The sequence below is a fragment of the Phenylobacterium sp. genome (genome assembly GCF_041920015.1).
In the GTDB taxonomy this organism is placed as follows: Bacteria; Pseudomonadota; Alphaproteobacteria; order Caulobacterales; family Caulobacteraceae; genus Phenylobacterium.
The window spans coordinates 1-17,539 of the sequence record NZ_JAYRST010000062.1; the positions used below are offsets into that span (position 1 = coordinate 1).

At 68.0% G+C, this 17,539-nt stretch carries 15 protein-coding genes, 1 tRNA gene and 1 pseudogene; 13 read left to right on the forward strand and 4 right to left on the reverse strand.

All coding sequences use genetic code 11. The features are described from left to right. From ACE3TL_RS12560 to ACE3TL_RS12585, 6 genes are all read left to right on the forward strand, one after another. Positions 1-2,036, forward strand: a 2,036-nt coding sequence (locus ACE3TL_RS12560; protein ID WP_374579030.1) for a DNA gyrase C-terminal beta-propeller domain-containing protein, incomplete at its 5' end; no start/stop codon positions are given. A 111-nt stretch (positions 2,037-2,147) separates the two neighbouring features. Further along, positions 2,148-2,642, forward strand: a complete 495-nt coding sequence (gene coaD / locus ACE3TL_RS12565) for a pantetheine-phosphate adenylyltransferase (RefSeq protein WP_374579031.1) — start codon at positions 2,148-2,150, stop codon at positions 2,640-2,642. A gap of 50 nt (positions 2,643-2,692) precedes the next feature. Continuing rightward, positions 2,693-3,565 (forward strand): peptidylprolyl isomerase, encoded by an 873-nt coding sequence (locus ACE3TL_RS12570; protein ID WP_374579032.1) that lies wholly within the window; start codon positions 2,693-2,695, stop codon positions 3,563-3,565. Continuing rightward, complete coding sequence (locus ACE3TL_RS12575; RefSeq protein ID WP_374579033.1) at positions 3,565-4,029, forward strand: peptidylprolyl isomerase; 465 nt, start codon at positions 3,565-3,567, stop codon at positions 4,027-4,029. Before ACE3TL_RS12570 ends, ACE3TL_RS12575 begins: the two co-directional genes overlap by 1 nt. Beyond that, positions 4,026-4,586: a phosphohydrolase gene (locus ACE3TL_RS12580; RefSeq protein ID WP_374579034.1), complete on the forward strand. Its 561-nt coding sequence runs from the start codon at positions 4,026-4,028 to the stop codon at positions 4,584-4,586. Before ACE3TL_RS12575 ends, ACE3TL_RS12580 begins: the two co-directional genes overlap by 4 nt. Before the next feature lie 11 nt (positions 4,587-4,597). Further along, positions 4,598-5,053 carry a hypothetical protein gene (locus ACE3TL_RS12585; RefSeq protein ID WP_374579035.1) on the forward strand — a complete coding sequence of 152 codons (456 nt, stop codon included), beginning with the start codon at positions 4,598-4,600 and terminating at the stop codon, positions 5,051-5,053. Here the strand turns inward: ACE3TL_RS12585 and ACE3TL_RS12590 are convergent. Together ACE3TL_RS12590 and ACE3TL_RS12595 are read right to left on the reverse strand one after the other, a co-directional pair. Then, complete coding sequence (locus ACE3TL_RS12590) at positions 5,024-5,977, reverse strand: endonuclease/exonuclease/phosphatase family protein (RefSeq protein WP_374579036.1); 954 nt, start codon at positions 5,975-5,977, stop codon at positions 5,024-5,026. The genes ACE3TL_RS12585 and ACE3TL_RS12590 overlap by 30 nt on opposite strands. A gap of 39 nt (positions 5,978-6,016) precedes the next feature. Next, the gene (locus ACE3TL_RS12595; RefSeq protein WP_374579037.1) at positions 6,017-6,961 is read right to left on the reverse strand and encodes an endonuclease/exonuclease/phosphatase family protein; all 945 of its coding nucleotides are present in this window, start codon (positions 6,959-6,961) and stop codon (positions 6,017-6,019) included. A 61-nt stretch (positions 6,962-7,022) separates the two neighbouring features. Here ACE3TL_RS12595 and queA point away from each other — a divergent pair, with 61 nt between their 5' ends. Both queA and tgt read left to right on the forward strand, forming a co-directional pair. Further along, positions 7,023-8,102, forward strand: coding sequence for a tRNA preQ1(34) S-adenosylmethionine ribosyltransferase-isomerase QueA (gene queA, locus ACE3TL_RS12600; RefSeq protein WP_374579038.1), 1,080 nt, complete (start codon positions 7,023-7,025; stop codon positions 8,100-8,102). Beyond that, positions 8,099-9,214, forward strand: a complete 1,116-nt coding sequence (gene tgt, locus ACE3TL_RS12605) for a tRNA guanosine(34) transglycosylase Tgt (protein ID WP_374579039.1) — start codon at positions 8,099-8,101, stop codon at positions 9,212-9,214. The genes queA and tgt overlap by 4 nt, the downstream gene beginning before the upstream one ends. On the opposite strand, the gene ACE3TL_RS12610 is transcribed toward tgt, so the two are convergent. Further along, positions 9,199-9,783 carry a hypothetical protein gene (locus ACE3TL_RS12610; protein ID WP_374579040.1) on the reverse strand — a complete coding sequence of 195 codons (585 nt, stop codon included), beginning with the start codon at positions 9,781-9,783 and terminating at the stop codon, positions 9,199-9,201. The two genes, tgt and ACE3TL_RS12610, sit on opposite strands and share 16 nt — an antisense overlap. A gap of 69 nt (positions 9,784-9,852) precedes the next feature. Beyond that, a tRNA-Lys gene (locus ACE3TL_RS12615) sits at positions 9,853-9,927 on the reverse strand. A gap of 233 nt (positions 9,928-10,160) precedes the next feature. Between ACE3TL_RS12615 and cysT the strand changes: the two genes are divergently transcribed. The 5 genes and pseudogenes from cysT to ACE3TL_RS12640 all read left to right on the forward strand — a co-directional run. After that, on the forward strand, positions 10,161-11,027 hold the full coding sequence (cysT, locus tag ACE3TL_RS12620) for a sulfate ABC transporter permease subunit CysT (protein ID WP_374579044.1): 867 nt from the start codon (positions 10,161-10,163) through the stop codon (positions 11,025-11,027). Further along, entirely contained in the window at positions 11,024-11,869 is an 846-nt protein-coding gene (gene cysW, locus ACE3TL_RS12625) for a sulfate ABC transporter permease subunit CysW (protein WP_374579041.1), read from the forward strand. Before cysT ends, cysW begins: the two co-directional genes overlap by 4 nt. An 18-nt stretch (positions 11,870-11,887) precedes the next feature. Then, positions 11,888-12,922, forward strand: a complete 1,035-nt coding sequence (locus ACE3TL_RS12630) for a sulfate/molybdate ABC transporter ATP-binding protein (protein ID WP_374579042.1) — start codon at positions 11,888-11,890, stop codon at positions 12,920-12,922. 101 nt (positions 12,923-13,023) lie between these two features. Then, positions 13,024-14,799 carry an autotransporter assembly complex family protein gene (locus ACE3TL_RS12635; RefSeq protein ID WP_374579043.1) on the forward strand — a complete coding sequence of 592 codons (1,776 nt, stop codon included), beginning with the start codon at positions 13,024-13,026 and terminating at the stop codon, positions 14,797-14,799. Next, positions 14,796-17,539, forward strand: a pseudogene (locus ACE3TL_RS12640) (translocation/assembly module TamB); the annotation flags it as partial. The gene ACE3TL_RS12635 and the pseudogene ACE3TL_RS12640, both read left to right, overlap by 4 nt.

Below are 17,539 nucleotides of genomic sequence, written 5' to 3' on the forward strand. Positions count from 1 at the left end.
CCCTGGCCAGCGGCCGCGGCTCGGTGATCGTGCGCGGCAAGGCGGACATCCAGGAAATCCGCAAGGATCGCGAAGCCATCGTCATCACCGAGATTCCCTATCAGGTGAACAAGGCTGCGATGGTCGAGCGCATCGCCGAACTGGTGCGCGAGAAGAAGATCGAGGGCGTCGCCGATCTGCGCGACGAAAGCGACCGCGACGGCATGCGCGTGGTCATCGAGATGAAGCGCGAGGCGTCCCCCGACGTCGTCCTCAACCAGCTCTATCGCTACACGCCGCTGCAATCGTCGTTCGCGGTGAACATGCTGGCGCTCGACCGCGGCCGTCCGCGGGAGATGAACCTGCGCGAACTGGTTGCCGCCTTCGTCGATTTCCGCGAGGAAGTCGTTGTCCGGCGCGTGAAGTTCGAGCTCTCCAAGGCGCGCGACCGCGGTCACGTGCTGGTCGGTCTGGCCATCGCCGTCGCCAATATCGACGAGTTCATCCACATCATCCGCTCGTCCAAGGACCCGGCCGAGGCGCGCGAGCGCCTGGTGGCCCGCCATTGGCCGACCGGCGACATGATGCCACTGGTCGAACTGATCGCCGACCCGCGCACGGTGGTGATCGAGGAAAGCAAGATCCACCTGACCGAGGAACAGGCTCGCGCCATCCTCGCCCTCACCCTGTCGCGCTTGACCGGCCTTGGCCGCGACGAGATCTTCGGCGAGGCGCGCGCGCTGGCCGACACCATCCAGGGCCACCTGACCATCCTGTCGTCGCGCGAGAACGTGATGGCTATCGTCCGCGAGGAACTGGTCGAGGTGAAGGACGCCTTCGCCGTACCGCGCCGCACCCAGATCGTCGACGGCGACGCCGACGTCGAGGATGAGGACCTGATCGCCCGCGAGGAGATGGTCATCACCGTCACCCACGGCGGCTATGTGAAGCGCACGCCGCTGGCGACCTATCGGACCCAGCACCGGGGCGGCAAGGGCCGCTCGGGCATGTCGACCAAGGACGAGGATGCGGTGACCCGCGTCTTCTCGGCCAGCACCCATACGCCGATGCTGTTCTTCTCCTCGGGCGGCAAGGTCTATCAGCTCAAGGTCTGGCGCCTGCCGGTCGGCACGCCGACCTCGCGCGGCAAGGCGTTCATCAACCTGCTGCCGATCGAGCCGGGCGAGAGCATCACCTCGATCCTGCCCTTGCCCGAGGACGAGGGCGCCTGGGGCCAGTACGACGTGATGTTCGCGACGCGGTCCGGCCACGTCCGCCGCAACAAGCTGAGCGACTTCCAGGGCATCAAGCGCAACGGCAAGATCGCCATGAAGCTGGACGACGGCGATGCGATCATCGGCGTCGGCCTGTGCAACGCCCAGCAGAACGATATCCTGCTGACCACCGCGCTCGGCCGCTGCATCCGGTTCGCCACCGAAGAGGTGCGGGTGTTCGCCGGCCGTGATTCGACCGGCGTGCGAGGCATCCGCCTGGCCGACAGCGACAGCGTGATCTCCATGGCCGTGCTGCGTTCGGTCGAGGCCAGTCCCGCCGAACGGGCCGCCTATGTGAAGCACGCCAACGCCATGCGGCGGGCGACCGGCGACGAGGTCGAGGAAGCTGCTCCCTCCGACGACGACGAGGCCGAGGGCGACGTCACCCTCAGCGTGGAGCGGATCGCCGAGCTGGGCGCGGCCGAAGAAGTGCTGCTCACCGTATCGACCGAAGGTTTCGGCAAGCGGACCTCGGCCTACGAGTTCCGGCGCACGGGCCGCGGCGGGCAGGGGCTGCTGGCCCAGGACCTGACCAAGAAGGGCGGTCGCCTGGCCGCTTCGTTCCCGGTCGAGGAAGACGATGAGATCCTGCTGGTGACCGACCAGGGCCAATTGATCCGCACGCCGGTGAACCAGGTGCGCATGGTCGGCCGCAACACCTCCGGGGTGATGATCTTCCGCACCAGCCGCGAGGAGCATGTGGTCTCCGTCGAGCGGCTCGAGGGCCAGGGCGGCGAGGACGGCGAGGATGGAGCCGAGCTCGACGAAGACGCCGCCGAATAGTCAAGGCTTGCAACTGCCGGTTTAACCGGCGGTTGCGTGACGGATTTTGACTTGCTTTCGTCGCCAGCCGCGGTGAAATCCTGTTGCACCGCAACAGGGGGGAGACGTCGAATGACGCGTGTGGGGCTTTATCCGGGAACCTTTGACCCGATCCACAACGGCCATACCGACATTATCGGCCGGGCGGTGAAGCTGGTGGACAAGCTGGTGATCGGCGTCGCGATCAATGTCGGCAAGGGCCCTCTGTTCGAGCTCGAGGAACGCGTGGCGATCCTGCGGGAGGCGACGGCGCATCTCTCCGACCGCGCCGAGATCGTCGTGCAGCCCTTCGAAGGGCTCCTGATGCACTACGCCCGGCAGATCGGCGCCCAGGTGATCGTTCGCGGCCTGCGCGCCGTCGCCGACTTCGAATACGAATTTCAGATGACCGCTATGAACCAGCAGCTCGACCGCGAGGTCGAGACGGTGTTCCTGATGGCCGATCCTCGCCACCAGGCGATCTCGTCCAAGCTGGTCAAGGAAATCGCCATGCTCGGCGGCGACATCGGCAAGTTCGTCAGCCCGACGATCAAGGACGCGCTGATGGCCAAGGTCGGGCGCGCCTGATCGGCGAACCGGGGCTGGCGGTTCGGCCCGGCGACCATTACGAGGGGCGCATGATTCGAACCGTTCTCCTCGCTGCGGCCGCTCTTGCAGTTGCAAGCCCCGCACTCGCCCAGAAGCAGGCCCCCGCCGCGGCTGCGGCGGCGCCCGCAGCTCCAGCCCAGCCGGGGGCTGGAGACTGGCGCACGCCTAATCCGGACGACGTGCTGGTCATCGACACCAACAAGGGGCGCATCATCGTCGAGATGCTGCCCGAGATCGCGCCCGCTCACGTCCAGCGCCTCAAGGAACTGACCCGCTCGGGCTTCTATGACGGCCGGGCGTTCTTCCGCGTCATCGACAATTTCATGGACCAGACCGGCGATCCCCAGGACGACGGGACCGGCGGCAGCGACAAGCCGGACCTCGCCCAGGAATTCCTGTTCCGCCTGGGCCAGGACAGCGGCTTCGTGCAGGCGGCCGATCAGAACGTCAGCCAGGTGGGCTTCATCAAGTCCGTCCCGGTGATGAGCCAGAGCCCGATGCTGATGGCCATGACCGCCGACGGCAAGATTTCGGCCTGGCCGCTCTATTGTCCCGGCGTTGCGGCCATGGCCCGCGCCCAGGACCCCGATAGCGCAAATAGCCAGTTCTTCCTGATGCGCTACGCCTATCCGTCGCTCGAAAAGCGCTACACCGGCTGGGGGCGGGTGATCGCCGGCCTCGACGTCGTGCGGGCGATCAAGGTGGGCGAGCCGGTGGCTGCACCGCAGGATAAGATGGACAAGGTCCGCATCCTGGCCGATATCCCCGCCGCCGAGCGTCCCAAGGTCCGCGTGATCGACCCGGGCAGCGCCTGGTTCAAGGCCGAGATCGCCAGCGTCCGCAGCCGCATGGGCGCGGACTTCACGGCATGCGAGATCAGAATTCCATCGGAGGTGAAGTAATGGACCCGGAAAACACCCTCATTCTGACCCTGGATACGGGTCCGGTGACGATCAAACTTCGCCCCGACCTGGCTCCTGGCCACGTGGAACGGATCAAGGAGCTGACGCGCGAGGGCTTTTATGACGGCGTCGTCTTCCATCGGGTGATCGACGGCTTCATGGCCCAGGGCGGCGACCCGACCGGCACCGGGTCCGGCGGATCGGACAAGCCGAACCTCAAGGCCGAGTTCTCGCGCGAGCCGCACGTGCGCGGCGTCTGCTCGATGGCGCGCACCTCGGCGCCGCATTCGGCCAACAGCCAGTTCTTCATCTGCTTCGACGACGCGACCTTCCTGGACGGCCAGTACACCGTCTGGGGCGAGGTGGTCGAAGGCATGGAGGCGGTCGATTCTCTGCCGAAGGGCGAGCCGCCGCGCAGCCCGGGCAAGATCGTCTCGGCCCGCGTAGCCGCCGACGTCGCGTGACCCCAGAACTGGAAGCGGCGTATGCGCAGCCGCATCGCCGCTACCATACCAGAGCCCATATCGAGCAGTGCCTGGCGCTGCTCGAGAAGGTTCCGGACCTGACTGACACCGAGCGCCAGATCCTGACCTATGCGGTCTGGTGGCATGACGCGGTCTACGATCCGAAGGCGTCGGACAACGAGGCCAGGAGCGCGGATCTCGCCAAGGCGGCGTTGCGTGCTGTCGACGGCGTTTCGATTCACGCCCGCGACGAGGTCGCCCGCCTGATCCGGCTGACCGCTGGCCATCAGGTGGAGGAGGGCGATCGCTTGGGAGAGATCCTGGTTTCCATCGACCTGTCGATCCTGGGGGCTCCGGCCGCGCGCTACGACGCCTATGCGCAAGCGGTGCGCGAGGAGTATGCGCACGTCCCCGACGATCTGTGGCGGACTGGCCGGGCTGGCGTGCTGCAACGCTTTCTCGACGCGTCGGTTATCTTTCCCGATCCGGCCTTCCGCGAATGGCTGGAGCCGCAGGCGCGGGAGAACCTTGCGCGGGAGTTGGCCTCCCTGGCTTGAGGACGACGAGCATGGCCCCTCGGTTGAAGGTGTTCGTGACCAGCGACGGCTTCACCGACTACGTCGTGGCCGTCAGTTCCAGGGCCAAGGCGCTGGCGGCCTGGGGCGCCCGCCAGGACCTGTTCGCCAGCGGCGGGGCCTATGAAACCGACGATCCCGGCCTGGTCGAGGCGGCGTTGAGCGCGCCCGGCGAGGTCTTGCGGCGCCCGCGTCAGATCCGGCCGGTAAAGGCGCCTGCCAAGGCGCAGCGGCGGCCCAAACGCCCAACTCCAGTTCAGATCGAGGCGGTGAAGGCCCTCGAGGCCCAGTTGACCACGCAGGCTGCGGCTTTCGAAGCCGCCCTGGCCGCCCTTGAAGAGGAACGTCGGGAACTGGAGGCGCGCCGGCGCGAGCTGGAAACCCGGTACGCGGAGGAACGGTCCAGGTTGCGCGAGGCGCTACGCCGGGCCCGCAGCCGCCTTGGGTGAGACGGCCAAGGTCACGATCACTGGATAATGGTCCGATCCCAACCGCGGGCCGCGTTCCACCCTTACGGTGCGCCAGCCGGGACCGGCATAGACGTGATCGATCGGCAGCAGCGGGAACGGGGCGTTGATGCCAAGCTTGGGAAACTTGCCGGCGGGCCAGGAGAACACCCCGCGCGTACGCCGCTCCAGTCCGAAGGCCGCATCCTCCCGGCGGCGCGAGAACGACCACGGGGTCGAGTTGAAATCACCTGACAGGATCAGCCGGTCCCGCGGTACGCGATGAAGCATCTTGGCGATCAGCCGGCCTTGAGCCTGTTGCCAGCCGCCATGGACCGGCCAGACGTAGTGCGTGCCGAAGACCGTGTAGTCGCCATGCCGATCCCGGAAGGTGGCGGCGGCGATCGGCGGGCGCAGTCGCCCGTCGGCCGGGAAGACCGGGATGGCTTCGGCGATCGGCTGCGCCTTGGAGAAGATCATCACGCTGCAGGCGCCGCAGCTCACATGATAGCCGGGAAGCGCGGCCTTGAGCTTTGGAGCGATCCGGCTGGCTTCCTCCACGACCAGGATGTCGGGCGATTGGGCCTTCAACCAGGAGACCGTGGCGTCCAGCTCGAGGTTTCGGCCCCAGGCGTTGAACTGGATCAGGGTCATCTGCTCAGGCGCGCCGACGGCCGCAGGCGCGCTGGCGGGCCGCATATATTCTGGTGCGACAAGCAAGGCGGCGGCCAGGGTCGCCGCGCCTCCGATCGCCAGGAGCGCCAGACGAGCGGTTCCGGCCTCGACCAGCGCCCCGTAGACGACGACCAGCACCGCGACGGTCAGGATGACCGGGGCGAAGTGAGTCAGCACGTCGAGTCGGACGCTCCAGCGCCCGCCGTGTGCAGCCAGAGCCCAGCCCAGGCAGACCAGAGCCACCAGGGTCATCGACGCAGTCAGAAGCGAGCGAGCAAATTCCATGCGGCCTCAACGCGGCGCCAGGGTGACGACGATCGGATAGTGGTCCGATCCCAATCGGGGACCGCGCCTCACCGAAACGGTGCGCCAGCCTGCGCCGGCATAGACATGGTCGATCGGCAGGAAGGCAAGGCCGAACACGCCGTTGGCGGGCCAGGTGGGCAGGGCGTGTGTGCGGCGCTCCAGGCCGAAGGCCCGGTCGTCGCGGCGGCGAGCGAAGGACCAGGGCGTGGAGTTGAAGTCGCCCATGAGGATCGTGGTCCGCGCCGGCAAAGGCTTCAGGATTTCCTGCATCCGGCGGCCGTTCTCGCGATGCGTCTTCACTGCGGTCGGCCAGGAATAGTGGGTTCCGACCACCGCATAGGGGCCTGCGGGGCCTTGCAGATGCGCCACGGCCACAGCCGGCCCAAGGCCGATTCGTCCACGGCGCGGGCTTTCCACCTTCAGGGGCGCCTCACGGGTGAAGATCGAGATTTCGCAGGTCATGCCGCAGGATTGGCGCCGGCCCAGTTGCTTGGCCACCATGGTCTGGAATACCGGGCGGGAATCCTCGACCACCAGCACGTCGGGATCTTCCTGGCGCAACCATTGAATGCGCGCCTCGAGGTTCTGGCTGTCGCGGCCGGCGTTGAACTGCACCAGTTTCACAGTATGGGCGGACGGCGGCTCCGGGGGTGCTGAGGAGGCTTTCAAGGCGCTCAGGAGTTCGGGCGCCATGAGAGCGAGGCTGGCGAGCACCGCGCTCGCCCCCACCAGCGTAAGCCGAAGAGGCCGGCGGTCGAGCAGCGCCAGGGCGAGCACGATCGTTCCGCCGAGCAGGTAGAGCGGTGCGAAGTGCGTTAGGATGTCCAGGTGGCCGCTGAACCTGCCGCCCTGCGCCAGAAAAGCCGCCGCGGCGCAGGCCAGGCCGGCAGGGAGGGCGACGCCGCGCGTAACGAATCCGGCCAGGCTCATGCGGTGATCTATACGCCGGATGCTTGACGGTTGGCTTGCCCCGTGCGCTTCAAACGCGCCCATGCAACTCGCCGATTTCGATTTCGAACTTCCTGAGGACCGGATCGCCCTGCGGCCGGTCAGCCCACGCGACGCCGCCCGGATGTTGCTGGTGACGCCGGGACGTCCGTTGGAAGATCTCAGTGTCGCAGACCTGCCCGCGCAACTGCGGGCCGGCGACGTGCTGGTGCTCAACGATACGAAGGTGATCCCGGCCCGGCTCAAGGGACGGCGCATTCGCGAGGCTTCGAATGTCGCGGTCGAGGCGACCCTGCACAAACGCCTGTCGCCTTCGCGCTGGACCGCGTTCATGAAGCCGGGAAAGAAACTGGCGCCGGGCGACCGGGTGTTGTTCGGAGAGATGCAGGACAGGGCCTGTCTGCTGGGCGCCCTGGACGCTACCGTCGTCGATAAAGGAGAGGGCGGTGAAGTCACCCTGGCCTTCGATCTCGCAGGGCCAGATCTCGACGCGGCGATCAGCGAGCGCGGCGCCATGCCGCTGCCGCCCTATATCGCCGCCAAGCGCGGCGAGGACGAGCAGGACCGCGCCGACTACCAGACCGTCTATGCCGACGAGGGGGGCTCGGTCGCGGCCCCCACCGCCGGCCTGCACTTTACGCCCAGGCTGCTGGAGCAGTTGCAGGCGACGGGCGTGACCTTGCAGTTCGTGACCTTGCACGTCGGCGCCGGCACGTTTTTGCCCGTGAAGACCGAAAACCTGTCGGAACACCGCATGCATGCCGAATATGGCGAGGTCGATGCGGCGACGGCGCAGGCGCTGAATGCGGCCAAGGCGGCTGGAGGACGCATCGTCTGCGTCGGCACCACCTCGCTGCGGCTGTTGGAGAGCGCCGCCCGAGAAGATGGCGTGATCCGCCCGTTCGCCGCCGAGACGTCGATCTTCATAACGCCCGGCTATCGCTTCCGCGCCGCCGACGGCCTGATGACCAACTTCCACCTGCCCAAATCGACCCTGTTCATGCTGGTCAGCGCTTTCGCCGGCGCGGAGACCATGCGCGGGGCCTACGCCCATGCGATCGCGAAGGGCTACCGCTTCTATTCCTACGGCGACGCCAGCCTGCTTTGGAGGGCGGACGCGTGAGCGCATTCCCGTTCGAGATCGCCGCGACCGATGGCGCGGCGCGCACCGGGATCCTGAAGACCCCGCGCGGCGACATCCGCACCCCGGCCTTCATGCCGGTGGGCACTGCGGCCACGGTGAAAGCACTGACCGTCGACCAGGTGCGCGCCACGGGGGCGGATATCATCCTGGGCAACACCTATCACCTGATGTTGCGGCCGACCGCCGAACGGGTGGCGCGGCTGGGCGGACTGCACCGCTTCATGCGCTGGGAGCGGCCGATCCTCACCGATTCCGGCGGCTTCCAGGTGATGTCGTTGTCGAAGATCGCCAAGGTCACCGAGGAGTCGGTGCGGTTCCAAAGCCATATCGACGGCTCCAAGCACATCCTGACACCCGAGCGGTCGGTCGAAATCCAGGCCGATTTGCTGGGGTCGGACATCGTCATGCAGTTGGACGAGTGCGTCTCCTGGCCGGCGGAAGAGGCGCGGGCGGCGCAGGCCATGCGGCTCTCGGCGCGCTGGGGCCAGCGCTCGAAGGCGGCGTTCGGCGAGCGCGAGCGCCAGGCCCTGTTCGGCATCCAGCAGGGTTCGACCTTCGAGCATCTGCGCCGCGAGTCGGCCGAGCGCCTGATCGAGACCGGCTTCGACGGCTATGCGCTGGGCGGCCTGGCCGTGGGCGAGGGGCATGCGGCGATGTGCGAGGTGCTGGACTACGCGCCCGCCATGCTGCCGGCCGACCGGCCGCGCTACCTGATGGGGGTGGGCAAGCCGATCGACCTGGTCGAGGCGGTCGCCCGCGGCGTCGACATGTTCGACTGCGTGCTGCCGACCCGCTCGGGCCGGCACGGCCAGGCTTGGACCTGGGAGGGGGCGATCAATCTGAAGAACGCCCGGTTCGCCGAGGACGACAGCCCTCTCGACGAGACCAGCGACTGCCCGGCCTCGTCGCACTATTCCAAGGCCTACCTGCATCATCTGGTGAAGGCCGAGGAGATCCTGGGGCAGGTGCTGCTGTCCTGGCACAACATCGCCCATTTCCAAGCCCTGACCGCAGCGATGCGGGCGGCGATCGCCGAGGGTCGGTTCGAGCAGTTCCGGCGCGAGTTCAAGGCCCGTCAGCGGACCGGATAACGGGGCTTTCGGTCCTGGTTGATGACCGGCGAGCCGGTCAGCACGTGAGAAGGCGTGGCCGGCGGCTTGCAGCCGCGCGATTCGCCCAGGCCCTTCAGATAGGCGCGGCGCACGCCGCCGGCCGTGATCGCGGCCTGGACGAGGCTGTCGTGACGCTCGGCCCCCGTGAGTTTCCGAACCCAGCCGCGGAAGGGAATGACGTCGGAGGCGAGGCCCGCGACCGCGCCGAGAGCCGCGCCCTTGCCCTGGGACATCAGGTCGTCTTCGTCGACGGCCGGTTCGTCGAGATCGGCGCCGAGCGCATTGTTGAGCGGGACCACCGCATCGGTGATTCCCGCGCAAGTGGCCGGTTGCGGGCGCTTGTAAGGGTCGGCCATGGCTTCGAGCAGCACCGGCGGGATCTTGGTCTGCAGCAGGTTCACGTCGCGCAGCGGCGCCGAAACCGCGCCCTGGACGCTTTCGCGCTTGGCCTGGGACGAGGTCTGGATCTTGCCGGAACCGTCGGCCGGCCCGGTGACGCAGGCGCTGACCAGCAGCAGCGCGGGAAGGGGAAGCAGGTAACGGCGCATGGCCTCATGCTAGTGCGAGCCGGAGGCCCGCGCCAGGGATCGGGACTTTGATCGATCAGGCTGGGAAGATGGTAGGCCGGGTGAGGTTCGAACTCACGACCATTCGATTAAAAGTCGAATGCTCTACCACTGAGCTACCGGCCCTCGCGCGCGACGCAGGAGCGCCGGGTCGAAGAGGCGCGGAACATATTCGGGCGACCTCGTCGGGGCAAGAGCGCCAGTGCAGCTTTCCGCTTCGCCGGTCGATGCAGGCTTTCCCTCCGCGGGCTCAGAAAAACTATATTGTCCATCGGATCGATGGGAATTAGCGAGGCCGTGAGCCACATGCAGCGAACCGCCACGCACGGCGTTTAGCGGAATGAACCGGGGCCGTGACGATGACCGCGACCTATGCCGACAGCCGCGACAAGCCAAGGCGACCCCTGATCCACAGGCGCTCGGCGATCCCCGGATTCGGGATCACCATGGGCCTCACACTGGCGACTCTTTCGCTGATCGTCCTCATCCCCCTGACGGCGGTGGGCCTGAAGGCGGCCGAGCAGTCGCCCGCAGAGTTTCTGCACGCAGCCTTCAATGAGCGGGCCCTGACCGCCTATCGGCTGTCTTTCGGCGCGGCTTTCATCGCCGCGGCGATCAACGGCGTATTCGGCCTGCTGACCGCCTGGGCGTTGGTCCGCTACGAGTTTCCGCTGAAGGGCCTGGTGAACGGGCTCATCGACTTGCCGTTCGCCCTGCCGACGGCGGTCGCGGGGATTGCGCTGGCGACGCTCTATGCGCCGAACGGCTGGATCGGATCGCTGGCCGAGCCGGCGGGCCTGAAGATCGCCTATACGCCGCTGGGCGTCGTGATCGCCCTGACGTTCATCGGCCTGCCTTTCATCGTCCGCACCCTCGAGCCGGTGATGCGCGACCTTTCGGCCGATGTCGAGGAAGCCGCCGCCAGCCTTGGCGCGGGCCGGCTGGACACCATCGCACGGATTATTCTTCCGGCGCTCGCCCCGGCCTGGCTGACCGGTTTCGCCCTGGCCTTCGCCCGCGCGGTCGGGGAGTACGGCTCGGTGATCTTCATCGCCGGCAACATGCCCTACAAGTCGGAGATCGCGCCGCTGCTGATCGTCATCGAGCTTGAGCAGTACGACTATGCTGGGGCGGCCACCATCGCGGTGGTGATGCTGGTCGTCTCCTTCGCCATGCTCTTCGTGATCAACGCCGTGCAGGCCTGGGCCCGGAGGCTGTCGGCATGAGCTGTCGCTCGCCCAACACCACGGCCGACCCGCTCTGGGCGCGCATCGTCATCCTGGCCCTGGTCGCGACCTTCCTGGCGGGCGTCCTCATCCTGCCGTTGGTCTCGGTGTTCTTCGAGGCGCTGCGCAAGGGACTGCCGGCGGCGCTGGAGGCCATCGCTACGGAAGACGCCCGGGCGGCGATCAAGCTGACCCTGCTGACTGCGGCCATCGCCGTGCCGTTCAACGTCGCTTTCGGGCTTTGCGCTTCCTGGGCGGTGGCGAAATTCCAGTTTCCCGGCAAGTCGTTCCTGATCACCTTGATCGACCTGCCGTTTTCGGTTTCGCCGGTGGTCGCCGGGCTGATCTACGTGCTGGTGTTCGGGGCGCAGGGCTGGTTCGGCCCCTGGCTGCTGGATCACGACATCAAGATCGTCTTCGCCGTGCCGGGCATCGTCCTGGCCACCATCTTCGTCACCTTTCCCTTCGTCGCGCGTGAGCTGATCCCGCTGATGCAGGAGCAGGGAGTGGACGAGGAGGAGGCGGCGATTTCCATGGGCGCCTCGGGATTGCGCGCCTTCTGGAGCGTGACGGCGCCGAACATCCGCTGGGGCCTGCTCTATGGCGTGCTGCTCTGCAACGCCCGCGCCATGGGCGAGTTCGGGGCGGTGTCGGTGGTGTCGGGCCATATCCGCGGCCTGACCAACACCATGCCGCTGCATGTCGAGATCCTTTACAACGAGTACGACTATGTCGGCGCCTTCGCCGTTGCGGCCTTGCTGTGCTTCCTGGCTGTCGTCACCCTGGTGCTGAAGACTGTGCTGGAGATCGCCCAGCCGCGCTCCCGCGCCGGCCGTCACTGATCGAGAGACCTAAAGCGAATGACGATTTCCATCCGATCGGTGGAGAAGACCTTCGGGCGCTATCCGGCGCTGAACGGCGTCAGCCTGGAGATCGCCGACGGCGAACTGCTGGCGCTGCTGGGACCTTCAGGTTCGGGCAAGACGACCTTGCTGCGTGTGATCGCGGGCCTTGAGTTTCCCGACGACGGCCAGATTCTCTACGGCGACCAGGACATGACCTTCGCCGGCGCGGCGGAGCGACGGGTAGGCTTCGTCTTCCAGCAATACGCGCTGTTCCGCCACATGACGGTGGCCAAGAACATCGCCTTCGGCCTCGATGTGCGGAAGGGCGCGGCCAAGCCGGGCAAGGCGCAGATCGCCGCGCGCGTCGCCGAGTTGCTGCGCCTGGTCGAGCTGGACGGCCTGGGCGGGCGCTATCCGGCCCAGCTCTCCGGCGGCCAGCGTCAGCGCGTGGCCCTGGCCCGGGCGCTGGCGGTCAATCCCAGCGTGTTGCTGCTGGACGAACCGTTCGGCGCCCTCGACGCCACGGTGAGAAGGTCGCTGCGCAAGGAACTGCGGCGCATCCACGATGCGACCGGCGTCACCACCATCTTCGTCACCCACGACCAGGAGGAAGCGCTGGAGCTGGCAGACCGGGTCGCGATCCTGAACCAGGGCGCGATCGAACAGGTCGGTACGCCGGACGAGGTGCACGATGCGCCGGCCGGCGCCTTCGTCGCCGGCTTCGTGGGCGAGGCGAACCGGTTCGCCGGCCAGGCCAAGGGCGGGCGCTTCACCCTCGACGACATCGCCCTGCGCGCCGGCGAGGTGCGCGACGGGCCAGCGCTGGCCTTCGTGCGCCCGCACGAACTGCTGGTGACCGATGCGGGCAAGGGCGACGTGGCGATCACGGTGCAGCACATCGCTCCCCAGGGCGCCGTCGTCAGAATCGAGGGCGCGACGGAAGGCGGGCAGCGCATCGAAGCGGCTATCGCCCGTCAGGTCGCCGCCGGAATCCATCCCGGCGCGCGCCTGGAACTGGCTGTCAGCCGGGCCTATGTCTTTCCGGCCTGAGATATGCCGCTGCGCCGATGGCCGGTCCGGCGCATCGGATGGGTGACAGGCCCGCACGACGCGGGCTACATCGCTGATGGGGGCGCAACGAAAGGACTGGCGTGGGACGATTGGTCGTCGCGGTCGCCGCCACGGCGGCCCTCGGTGCGGGAGCCGCGCGTGCGGAACAACCGCGCGCAAGTATCGAAGGCGACCTGAAAGCCGATCTGCGCGCATCGATCGCCCGCGCCGTCGGAGAAACCGACAAGCCGATCTCCAATCGCTTCGAGGCGCGCCGGCGCGCCCGGGAAGCTGGCGAGAACGCCATCGCCGTCCTGCGCTCCGAGGGCTACTACGGCTACGAGGTCACGCCGGACGTGGGGGAGGACGACCCGCCGACCGCCATCGTCCGCGTGACGCCGGGCCCGCGCTTCACCCTCGCCGATCCGCAGATTCAGTGGCTGGCGCCGGCCCCGGACGAAGGGGTCCAACTCGCCGGCGAAGCGGTCATGGGCCTTGCGACGGGTGCTCCAGGACGCGCGGTCGACGTTATCAACGCCGAGGGCCGTATCGTGGCGGCCGCTCAGAAGCGCGGCTATGCCGACGCCGTCGCCGAACCGCGGGAGGTGGTCGTCGATCATGCCGACCGCACGGTGCGGCCGACCTATCGCATCGCCGCGGGCGAACTTGTCCGGCTGGATGGCCTCAAGGTCGTGGGCGAGCAGGGGCGAAGCCGTCTTTCCTGGCTCGAGCATCTGGCGCCCTGGCGACAGGGAGAAGTCTACGATCCCGAGGACGTGGGCGAACTGGAGCGCAGGCTGCTCGACACGGGCGTCTACGACTCCGTCACCGTTTCGCTGGCGCCGAAGGATCAGACAGGGCCTGACGGTCTGCGCCCGATCCTGGTCAGCCTGTCCGACCGCAAGCCCCGCACCCTGGAGCTCGGCGCCAGCTATTCGAACACCGAGGGCTTCGGGGCCGATGCGCGGTGGACGCGCTACAACGTGCTGGGCCGAGCCGACACCCTGGCGCTGGTGGCGCGAGCCTCGACCATCGACAGCAATCTGGGCGCTGAGCTGACCCTGCCGCATTGGCGGCGTCCGCAACAGACGCTCAAGGCAGGCGGCGGCTTCTACATGAAGCAGACCGACGCCTATGACGAAAGCGGCGCCGGGGTGCGGATGGACGTCCAGCGGCGTTTCGGCAAGACGTCCTATCTGACCCTTGGCGGATCGCTCGACTACAGCAAGGTCGAGGAGCATCAGCAGGTCCATTTCAACACTCTCGGCCAGGACGTCTACGCTGTGGCCGGCCTGGCGGCGGGGGCGCTGGATCGTTCGGACGATCCGCTGGATCCCAAGCGCGGCTGGCGTCTGGAGCTGCGCCTGGAGCCGACCTATCTGCTGGGCGACGAAAGCCTGGCCTATCTGAAGATCCAGACCCAGGGCTCGCTGTACGTTCCGTTCGGCGCCAAGGCCCGGACCGTGGCCGCGGCGCGGGTGAAGCTTGGTTCGATGTTGGGCGCTACGATCGACAAGGCGCCGGCCTCGCGGCGGTTCTACGCTGGGGGCGGGGGATCGGTGCGCGGCTACGCCTATCAGGCTATCGGCCCGCGCTATGCCGACAACACTCCGGTGGGTGGAACCTCTCTCTTCGAAACCTCGTTGGAGCTGCGGCAGAAGATCGGCGAACACTGGGGCGTCGTCGCCTTCGTCGACGCCGGCGCGGTTGGGGCGGGTGATTTCCCGAGCGGCGACCAGTTCAGCGCCGGCGCAGGCGTCGGGGTCCGTTACGACCTTGGCTTCGGCCCGATCCGGGCGGATATCGCCATTCCTCTGGATCGCCGCACGGGGGACCCCGCGTTTCAAATCTATCTCAGCATCGGGCAGAGTTTTTGAGCGAGACACCGACCCCGCTCGAGGCTGTAGCCGAGACGGCCGCCAAGACCGTCAGGCGTCTGACCTTGCCCAAACTCATCCTCATCGCCTGCGCGGTGCTGGCCGTCGTGCTGGGCGGAGCCGTGCTGACCGCGCGCTATGGCGTCCTTGTCCCGCAAGGCCGGCTGCTGGTCGAGGCGCGGGCCAGCGGCCTCAAGATCGGCCGCTTCGGCCGTCTGAGGATCGAGGGACTGGGCGGCGATATCTGGCGTGATTTCACGGTTCGGCGCCTGACCATCAGCGATGAGAAGGGCGTGTGGCTAGAGGGGCGCAACCTCGCCCTGCGCTGGAGCTATGCGGCCCTGTTCCAGCGCCGTTTTCAGGCCGATTCGATCGTCGCCGAGCGTGTGATCCTGCATCGGCGGCCGACGCTCACGCCCAAGACCGAATCCGCCGGGCTGCCGATCACGATCAATATCGAACAGGCCAGCGGGCGCGTGGAATTCATGCCGGCCTTCAGCAGCCAGCACGGCGTCTATGACCTGCGGGCCAAGATCGATGTCCAGCGGCGCAACGGCGGCCAGAGCGGGACGCTGTCGGCCGCCAGCGTCCTGCATCCGGGCGATCATCTCGACGCGAAATTCGCCTTAGGCGGCGGACGGCCGCTGCTGGTCCTGGCCGACGCGGAGGAGGCCAAGGGCGGCGCATTGGCGGGCAGCCTTGGCCTGCCGACAGACCAGCCGTTCGCCCTGAAGATCGACGCACAAGGCGAAGATTCCAAAGGGCGATTCATCGCCGTCGCCACCAGCGGCCAGATCAAGCCGCTCGACGCGTCCGGCGCATGGACCAAGGCGGGCGGCTCGGCGCGAGGGCGGCTGCTGTTGACCGCCTCGACCTTGACCCAGCCCCTGGTCGCGCGGCTCGGCCCGGAGGTCGCCTTCGATATCTCTGGCGGCAAGGCCCCCGACGGGGCGTTGTACGACCTCGCCGCCCAACTCACCTCCGCCAATCTGACTGCGACCGCGAAGGGGAAGGCCGATCTGGGCGCGCGGCGCGCCGGCCCGCAAGGGGTGGCGATCTCCCTGGTGGCCCGCGAGCTTTCCAAGGTCACGGGCGGGCCTTCCATGGGCCTGGGGCGCGTGGACGGCGTGTTGAGCGGATCGCCGGACGATCTGCGTTTCGCCGGAACCGCCGATGTCGCCCGGCTGGCCTTGGGCGGCTATGGCCTGGACCGTGTCTCCGGCCCCTTCACGATCACCCGCAAGGACAAGGCGATCGAGGTCGACGGCAAGATCGTGGGCGCTGGCGGAAAGGGCGAGGGCTTCGCCGCCGCCTTGCTGGGCGCGCGGCCGAGCGTTTCCTTCGATGCAGCGCGCCTGGCCGACGGGCGGCTTTTGCTGCGCGAGGTGGACGCCAATGGCTCTGGCCTGAAGGTCACGGCCAGCGGTCAGCGCAGCCTGCTGGGGGGATTGAATTTCAAGGGGCGGGCGCAATTTTCGAACCTCGCCGCCGCCCGGATCGGTGGATCGGGGGGCGCCACGGCCGACTGGAGCGCGACCCAAGGCGGCGCAGGCAAGCCCTGGGTGTTGTCGCTGGACGCCAAGGGCGATCGTTTCGCATCCGGGTTCTCGGAGCTCGACCGCCTGCTGGGGACTTCACCGCGCCTGGAGGCGCGAGGCGAGGTCGATGGGCGCAAGGTCTCGATCTCCCGCGGAACCCTCGAAGGAACCGCGATCAAGGCTTCGACGGCCGGAGTGATGGAAGCGGACGGCGCGCTGCGCTTCAAGCTCGACTGGTCGGCCACCGGACCGTTCCGCGCAGGTCCCGTGGAGGTCACCGGCAAGGCGAGCGGCGATGGCGCGCTCACCGGTACGCTGAGCAGTCCGCGCGCCGACCTGTTGGCCGATATCGAGTCGATCGACCTGCCGCGCCTGCCGCTCCGCCAGGCCAAGCTGACCTTGAGCTTCCTGCGCCGCGGCGACGGGTCCAGCGGCGTCGTCACCCTGGCTGCGGCCAGCGACTATGGACCTGCCAATGCGAAGGCCGCCTTCGCCTTTCCCCGGGGCGGGGTCGATCTGTCCGACCTCGCGGTCGAGGCTGGGGGCGTGACGGCGGCCGGATCGGTCTCGCTGCGTCGCGCCACCCCGTCGGCGGCGGATCTGAACGTGCGGGTGCGGAAGGGCGCCTTCCTTGACGGCGGCACGATCGGCGGTTCGGTGAAGATCGTGGACGCCTCGGGCGGACCGCGAGCGACCCTCAATCTCGTGGCTGACGACGCGATCTTGCCGGGTGCGAAGATCGGGGTGCGCAGCGGGCGCATCACCGCCGACGGGCCGTTGTCGAACCTCCCGTACCAGGCCGACCTCCAGGGCGTGTCGGCCAGCGATCGCTGGGCGCTGAAAGGGCAGGGGGTGCTCAGTCCGGACAAGGGCGCGCAGCAACTGACCTTCGACGGTTCGGCCCGCTATGGCCGGCGCGAACTGAGCACCGTGGAGACGGCGCGGCTGCGGTTCGGCGGCGGCGAGAAGTCCGCGCGCCTGCGCCTGGCTGGACGCGACGGCGGCCGGATCGACTTCGACGGTCGGCTGGCCGGGGACGTAGCCGACATCCGGGCCGAGGTTGCTCAGCTCAATCTTGGCCTGCTCAACCCCGACCTCACCGGGCGCGCCGATGGAACCCTGGCGCTTACCGGCAAGGGTGGGCGGCTGGAAGGGACGCTGGACGCCAGGCTGGACGACGCGCGCGGCCGCGGCTCTCCGCG